The sequence below is a fragment of the Paenarthrobacter sp. CM16 genome, assembly GCF_013179505.1.
Taxonomy (GTDB): domain Bacteria; phylum Actinomycetota; class Actinomycetes; order Actinomycetales; family Micrococcaceae; genus Arthrobacter.
On the sequence record NZ_JABMCX010000239.1, the window covers coordinates 1 to 7,158 of the forward strand.

Below are 7,158 nucleotides of genomic sequence, written 5' to 3' on the forward strand. Positions count from 1 at the left end.
CCATAAGGACGTGGGAGTCGGATGAGCAACAAGAACATCGGTATCAAGGACGTAGCCGTCGCCGCCGGCGTGTCCGTCACCACGGTGTCCCATGTCCTCAACGAGGTGTCCTACGCCCGGATCAGCAGCGAAACCAGGGACAAAGTCAAGACCGCGGCCGAGGAACTCGGCTATGGCCCCAACCGCCTGGCCCAGGCCCTTCGCACGCAAAGGACCGGCATGCTGGGGTTGGTGAGCGAGGAAATCGCCACCACTCCCCACGCCGGCCGGATCATCCTGGGCGCTGATGAGGCCGCCAAGGCCCGGGGCTACAACCTCATGATCATCAACACACCGGGCTCGGCCAGCCTCGAATCGAGGCAAGCCGACGTCCAAGCCCTCCTGGAACGTCGCGTGGACGGAATTCTTTATGCCACCATGTACCACCGCAATGTGGAACTCCCGGACAACCTGGGCAGCGTCCCGTCCGTGCTGGTGGACTCCGTCGCTATCGGCGGCAACATCACGGCCGTGGTCCCGGACGAAGACGGAGGTGCCCGCGCCGCTGTTGGAGCACTCCTCGACGCCGGCCACACCCGGATAGCTTTCCTCAACAACACCGACGACGTCCCCGCAACCCGCCAGCGGCTTCAGGCCTTCCGGGCAATGCTCACCGAAGCAGGGCTCGACGGCGATGCTGCACCTGTCGAGTCCGAGATCTCGGAGGTGCAAGGCGGCTATGAGGCGGCCAAGCGGATCCTGTCGCGGGATGACCGCGCCGATATTCCTACAGCCCTGTTCTGCTACAACGACCGCATGGCAATGGGCGCCTACCGGGCCGCCGCCGAGTTGGGCCTCAGCATCCCGGCGGACCTTTCAGTTGTTGGTTTTGATGATCAGGAACTCATCGCGGCCAACCTCTACCCCGGGCTGACCACCGTGGCCCTCCCCCACTACGAAATGGGTGCCTGGGCCACTGAACACCTCATAGACGCCATCGAGGGCAAGGACGATCTGTCCTTGATGGCGCTCCACCCAACCATCCTGGGTTGCCCGTTGGTCAGCCGCGAATCAGTCGCAGCTCCACGGTAGCCCCAACAAGCCACTTCAACGTCCCAAAAGGAACGCACCACATGTCCAGTAGCCTTGATGCCGCACGCCCGGAAACAGCCCCGGCCGTAACTCCCCAATTCCGGCCTGCCATCCATTTCACGGCAAGGGACACCTGGCTGAACGATCCCAACGGCTTGGTTTACCACGACGGTTTGTATCACCTCTTCTTCCAGAACAACCCTTACGGCAATGTCTGGGGCAACATGTCCTGGGGCCACGCCACCTCCACGGATCTCCTGCAGTGGACGGAGCATCCTGTCGCTATTGCCGGCGATGAGAAAGAGGACATCTTCTCCGGAAGCGTGGTGGTGGACCACGGCAATACCTCCGGTTTTGGCACCGTTGAGTCACCTGCTTTGGTGGCTGTATACACCAGCGCCTTCAAGGCAGGAACTCCCCACAGCGGCACGCAGGCCCAATCCCTGGCGTACAGCACCGATGGCGGGATGACGTGGCGCAAATACGATCAAAACCCTGTGGTGACCAGGAACTCCGAGCACTTCCGCGATCCCAAAGTGTTCCGTTACCAAGGCGGGGAAGGTTCGTTTTGGGTGATGGTCGCCGTCGAAGCGCAGCAGCAGAAGGTGGTGTTCTACCGCTCCGAGGACCTCAAGACCTGGGACTTCCTGAGCCACTTTGGTCCGGCCAACGCCGACTCCGGTGAGTGGGAATGCCCCGACCTCTTTCCCTTGGCGGTGGACGGGGATCCGCAGAACATCAGATGGGTTCTGATCGTCAACATCAACCCCGGCGCGGTGGCGGGAGGTTCGGGCGGCCAGTATTTCGTCGGGCAATTCGACGGCGTCCATTTCCTCCCGGATGCCGGTTCTGTGGTTGCTCCTGCCGGTATCTCGTCAATCGGAGACGCGGATGAGGCAGCTGCGGCCCTGCAGCGCTGCCTGTGGCTGGACTGGGGGCGCGACTGCTACGCCTCCGTGTCCTTCAGCAACACCCCCGATGGCCGGCGGATCATCATGGGTTGGATGAATAACTGGGACTACGCCAACCAGTTACCCACGGCACCGTGGCGGTCCTCCATGACTCTTGCCCGAGAGGTAGCGCTGAGTTCCGTGAACGGCACCGCACGGCTGGTCCAGCGACCCATCCTGGGAGACCTGAAACAAGAGCTGGCCAAGACCGGCAGCTTCACCCTGGGCACCACGGCCTTCCGGTTGCCGGATGCAAGGCCGGATACCGCTCAAGTGATCGAGGCCGAAATCGTGCCGGGAACCGCCGGGCGCGTTGATCTGCGGCTTCTCGTGAGCGCGGACGGGAGCCAGGCCACTGTACTGAGCTACACCACAAGCAACGGCCGCATCGCCCTTGACCGCACCCGGTCAGGAGACACCACGTTCCACGAAAAGTTCGCGTCTGCCGAATCAGCGCCCGTTGCCTTGGAGGACGGCATCCTCAAGCTGCTCATCGTGGTGGACCAGAGCTCAGTGGAAGTCTTTGCCCAGGACGGCAAGGTGGTCCTGACCGACCTCGTTTTCCCGGGCGCCGGGAGTAAGGAGAACTGGTTGACCGCCGAGGGCGGCACAGCAACGGTTCTGAAGCTCTCGGTCTCGTCACACGTTTAAGGAGAAGCAGGAATGAACAACTACTACGACGTGACCACCTGGCCCATCGGCAATCCGTCCGAGGACGTCGGCGAGGTCATTAACAGCATCATCGCTGACATCAAGGAACGGCAGAACGCCTCAGACGTCAACGACGGCGGAAAACCGGGAGCGGTGATCTACCTGCCGCCGGGTGACTACCGCCTGCGCACCCAGGTTTTGATAGACATCAGCTTCCTGAGGATCCAGGGTTCGGGTCACGGGTTCACGTCCTCAAGCATCCGGTTCAACGTCCCCGAAGACGAATGGCCCGATCTGCACGAACTGTGGCCGGGTGGGAGCCGCGTCCTGGTGGACCTGCTCCCGGCTGGCGAGGACACTGACCCGTCCAAGGCTGACCCGTCCAACGGAGCTGCTTTCCGTGTTGAACGTGCAGGCAGTCCCCGGATCAGTTCGGTGGAGTTCGCCAACTTCTGCATCGATGGGCTCCACTTCTCTCCTGACGGCTCGGAGCTACCTGCGGAAAACAGCTATGTGAATGGGAAGACCGGCATCCACGTCTCAAGTGCCAACGATTCCTTCCGCGTCAACGAGATGGGCTTTATCTACCTTGAACACGCACTTACCATCCACAACGCGGATGCGCTGTCCATCCACAACAACTTCATCGCGGAATGCGGAAGCTGCATCGAGCTGCGTGGCTGGGGACAGGCCTCCAAGATCACGGACAACCTGATCGGGGCCGGCTTCAAGGGTCATTCCATCTACGCGGAAAACCACGGCGGACTCCTTGTTACCGCCAACAACGTCTTTCCCCGGGGTGCAAGCAGCGTCCACTTCAAGGGAGCAACCCGTTCAAGCGTCACGAACAACCGCCTTCATTCCTTCTACCCGGGGATGGTGATCCTGGACGGGAACAGCTCGGAAAACCTCGTGGCCACCAACCACTTCCTCCGTGACCACGAGCCCTGGACACCCTTCCTGGGGATCGACAACGGGCTGGATGACCTCCATGGAGTCCTGAGTGTCAGCGGCAGCAACAACTCCGTGATCGGCAACCACTTTTCCCAAATCGTCGACTCAGGGAGTATCCGTCCCGAAGGCGCGACCCCTGTCATCATCCGGTTGCGCGAAGGGGCAGGGAACTTCGTGTCCAACAACCACGTCGTTGCAATGAACGTGCATGCCGCCACCAGCGACGATTGCTTCGAGGGGCAGGTGGATGCTTTGCTGACAACAGACGCTGCTGATGCCCTTGCCGTGACGACTGTCCTCGTTGATCCCGAATCAACACGAAACACCATCCTGGACTCGGGCAGTGAACCGCAAGTACTTGCGGACAGGACAACCAACGCCTTCAGGGCCACCCCCACTGTGGTTTAGGAGTTTTCGTACAGCTAATGCCCTTAAGATTCGTTCTTAGGGGCATTACCTGTACAAAAACTCGCAAGGGGGAACCATGGCCGAAACCATCCGCACCGCTACAACCCACGACGCCGGGAAGCTGGCTGAGCTGGCCGCCGTCACCTTTCCGTTGGCGTGCCCGCCGGGCTCGTCCCCGGCGGACATCCAGGCCCACCTCGAAAAGACCTTGAGCGAGTCCAACTTCGAGGGCTACCTCGCCGATGCCAACATCACCATCCTGGTACTCGACGACGACGGTCAGCTCACGGGGTACACCATGCTGATCGCGAAGCCGGCTACCGATCCCGAGGTCGCAGCCGTACTGTCAGCGCTCCCCTCAACCGAGTTGAGCAAGTGTTACGTTCACCCGGACCACCACGGCAAGGGCGCTGCATCGCAGCTCATGAGGGCATCGTTGGCACATGCCGGGGATAAGGGCGCGGCCGGGGTGTGGCTCGGCGTGAACGGCGAGAACGCGAAGGCCATCCGCTTCTATGAGAAGAGCGGCTTCCAAAAAGTGGGCACCAAGTCCTTCAAACTCGGCGACACCGTGGAACACGATTTCGTCATGGAGCTGGAACTCTAAGGACGGCTAGCCGAACATCTCCCCCGTCAGGGGCGGGCGAGGATCTGACCTCAACTCAAGGCCAGCAGGCACCCCGGTCACACTGCCGGACGAACCCGCGGCCTCAATGGTGATCCGGGACCGTCCCAGCAACACGTTGTCCGCACGGAAGGATCCATAGGAGTCCGGCAGGATCGGCGCCAGGTGCAGCACGTTCCGGGTGAAGTCGGGATCGAACCGCAGCAGGATCCGGGCGAGTTGCACGGGCGCCGCAGCCGCCCACGCCTGCGGGGAACACGCCGTCGGATACGGTACCGGCTTCGAAAAGTCGCCGCGGTCAAAGCCGCAAAAAAGCTCGGGAAGCTGACCGCCAAAGTGTTCGGCGGCGTCGAACAGTCCGCTGGCAACCCGGCTGGCCTCCTTGACGAAGCCGTAACGCATGAGCCCGGTGGCGGCGAGCGCGGTGTCGTGGGGCCACACGGAACCGTTGTGGTAGCTGACGGGGTTGTACGCACCCATGTCGGAGCCCAACGTGCGGATGCCCCATCCGGTGAACATTTCCGGGGACATCAGCCGTTCGGCCACCATGGGCGCCTTGTCCTCGTCCACTATGCCCACCCACAGGCAGTGCCCCATGTTGGAGGTGCACGAGTCCACGGGCTTTTTGTCCTTGTCCAGCGCAAGGGCGAAATAGCCTTGGTCCGGGAGCCAGAAGGCCTCGTTGAAGGCCGCTTTCAGCGCTTCGGCGCGGTCCGCGCAACGGCGTTCGACGGCGGTGTCCCCGGCTGCGCGGGCCAGCAGGGACCGGCCCACGTAGGCCGCGTACGCGTAGGCCTGCACCTCGCAGAGGGCTATGGGCGTCTCGGCCATCCTGCCGTCGGCGAAGTTGATGCCGTCCCAGGAGTCTTTCCAGCCCTGGTTCACCAACCCGTGCTCGTTAGGCCTTTGGTACTCGATGAAGCCGTCCCCATCGCGGTCCCCGTAGTGTTCCATCCATTCGATGGCACGATCGGCGTGCGGGAGGAGGGACTCGATGATGTCCGCCCCCAGACCCCATCTGCTGAGCTCGCCGAGCGTGGAGACGAACAGCGGTGTCGCGTCGGCTGTTCCGTAGTAGGCAGTCCCGCCCAGTGAGAGTCCGGCCGTAACCCCGAGCCTGACCTCGTGCGGTATGCGCCCGGGTTCTTCCTCGGAATCCACATCCACCGTGCTGCCTTGGAGCGCGGCCAGGGTCTGCAAGGTCCCGGCGGCCAGCCGCGGGTCCACCATGAGGGACATATAGGAGGACAACAATGAATCGCGCCCGAACAGTGCCATGAACCAGGGTGCTCCTGCAGCCACCGCCACCCTGTCCGGATGCCCGGGATCGAAGATGCGCAGCGAGCCCAGGTCACGTTGGCTCCGCTCCAGGACTTCCTCCACATTGCGGTCCGTCACGGCGATCCGGGGAACGTGCTCTTCCCAGGCAACGTGCCGGCGAACGCCCGGGGTGTGGTGCAGCGGAGTGGTTTCGGTGAAGGGATCGTTGGGACCTTTTCCGTTGACCAACGGCAGGGCGATGATGCTGGTGGACCATTGGCTGCGTGCGGGGATACTGACGTGGAACCGCAAACCGTCCTCGGACACTTTGGCGCCGGAGGCCCGGAAGGCGACTCCCCGGCGCTCGCCGCTGGAGTGCAGGGACTCGATGTGCAGTTCTTTTTTGTGCGCCTTCTTCGCTGGTGCGCCGGCTTTATTGGTCCGGCCTCCTTTGACGTCGAAGAGGTCGGCCAGGTCGGCGTCGATCAGCAGTTCAATCTCGCAGGGTGCGTCCTGCCCGGAGTAGTTCCTGATGGTGATGTCGTCACGCAGGCCCGCGCCCACATGGCGTTGGTGCTGGACTACCAAGGGGCTGTCGAACCTGCCGTCCGCCGAGCATGCCCTGCCCACGTACTCAGCTTGGAAGGCCGTGGGATTCCGGGCCACCAGCGGTTCCCTGAGCGCGCCGTTGATCCTCAGTATCCAGCGCGACACGATCCGCGTGTCCTGGTAGTAGCTGCCTTGGGAGCCGCCACCGTGGATGTCGCCGGAGTGCGAGGAAATGCAAAAAGATGAACCTTCGACGACGGTCACGGCACCGAGCTCGGACGCCCCGGCTTCGGTGTCTTCGTTCCAAGCGGTCATGTCTGATTCTCTTGCAACAGGCTCCCGTCCGGAAGGGCCTTTTCCTGAAATTGTTCAATCACCTTGGCATAGAGCTTCACGTGATCGGCCGCCATCCGTTGGGCGCTGAACGTGTCCTCCACGGAGCGCCTGCAGGCGTCGCGGCTCAGGCCGGGGATGCGGGCAAAGGACCCGGCCAACTCCCCGGAAGAACCCACAAAACCGGTAACCCCGTGCTTGACGATTTCCGGAGCCGCCCCCATGGGTGTTGCCAGCACCGGAGTTCCGGTGGCAAGTGCCTCGATCATCACCAGTCCGAAGGGTTCATGCCACTGGATGGGGTTCAGCAGCGCCATCGCATCGCCCATGAGCTGGTACTTTTCAGGATCGGAAAGT

6 protein-coding genes are annotated in these 7,158 nt (G+C 62.5%); 4 read left to right on the forward strand and 2 right to left on the reverse strand.

The annotated features are described in order from the left end of the window. Positions 1–21 precede the first annotated feature (21 nt). From HP499_RS18065 to HP499_RS18080, 4 genes are all read left to right on the forward strand, one after another. On the forward strand, positions 22–1,071 hold the full coding sequence (locus tag HP499_RS18065) for a LacI family DNA-binding transcriptional regulator (protein ID WP_172325572.1): 1,050 nt from the start codon (positions 22–24) through the stop codon (positions 1,069–1,071). 41 nt (positions 1,072–1,112) lie between these two features. Further along, complete coding sequence (locus tag HP499_RS18070; RefSeq protein ID WP_172325573.1) at positions 1,113–2,672, forward strand: glycoside hydrolase family 32 protein; 1,560 nt, start codon at positions 1,113–1,115, stop codon at positions 2,670–2,672. Between the two features lie 12 nt (positions 2,673–2,684). Beyond that, entirely contained in the window at positions 2,685–4,034 is a 1,350-nt protein-coding gene (locus HP499_RS18075; protein ID WP_172325574.1) for a NosD domain-containing protein, read from the forward strand. Positions 4,035–4,110: 76 nt separating this feature from the next. Continuing rightward, positions 4,111–4,641, forward strand: coding sequence for a GNAT family N-acetyltransferase (locus tag HP499_RS18080; protein ID WP_172325575.1), 531 nt, complete (start codon positions 4,111–4,113; stop codon positions 4,639–4,641). Positions 4,642–4,647: 6 nt separating this feature from the next. Here the strand turns inward: HP499_RS18080 and HP499_RS18085 are convergent, their stop codons facing one another. Together HP499_RS18085 and HP499_RS18090 are read right to left on the reverse strand one after the other, a co-directional pair. Continuing rightward, positions 4,648–6,783: an amylo-alpha-1,6-glucosidase gene (locus HP499_RS18085; RefSeq protein WP_172325576.1), complete on the reverse strand. Its 2,136-nt coding sequence runs from the start codon at positions 6,781–6,783 to the stop codon at positions 4,648–4,650. Further along, the coding region (locus HP499_RS18090) for a glycosyltransferase (protein WP_172325577.1) at positions 6,780–7,158 on the reverse strand (379 nt) is incomplete at its 5' end. The genes HP499_RS18085 and HP499_RS18090, both read right to left, overlap by 4 nt.

Bases quoted from the DNA above. Each gene is read 5' to 3' on its own strand.
- HP499_RS18075 (WP_172325574.1), top strand. From the start codon at position 2,685: ATGAACAACTACTACGACGTGACCACCTGGCCCATCGGCAATCCGTCC.
- HP499_RS18085 (WP_172325576.1), bottom strand. From the start codon at position 6,783: ATGACCGCTTGGAACGAAGACACCGAAGCCGGGGCGTCCGAGCTCGGT.
- HP499_RS18065 (WP_172325572.1), top strand. From the start codon at position 22: ATGAGCAACAAGAACATCGGTATCAAGGACGTAGCCGTCGCCGCCGGC.
- HP499_RS18070 (WP_172325573.1), top strand. From the start codon at position 1,113: ATGTCCAGTAGCCTTGATGCCGCACGCCCGGAAACAGCCCCGGCCGTA.
- HP499_RS18080 (WP_172325575.1), top strand. From the start codon at position 4,111: ATGGCCGAAACCATCCGCACCGCTACAACCCACGACGCCGGGAAGCTG.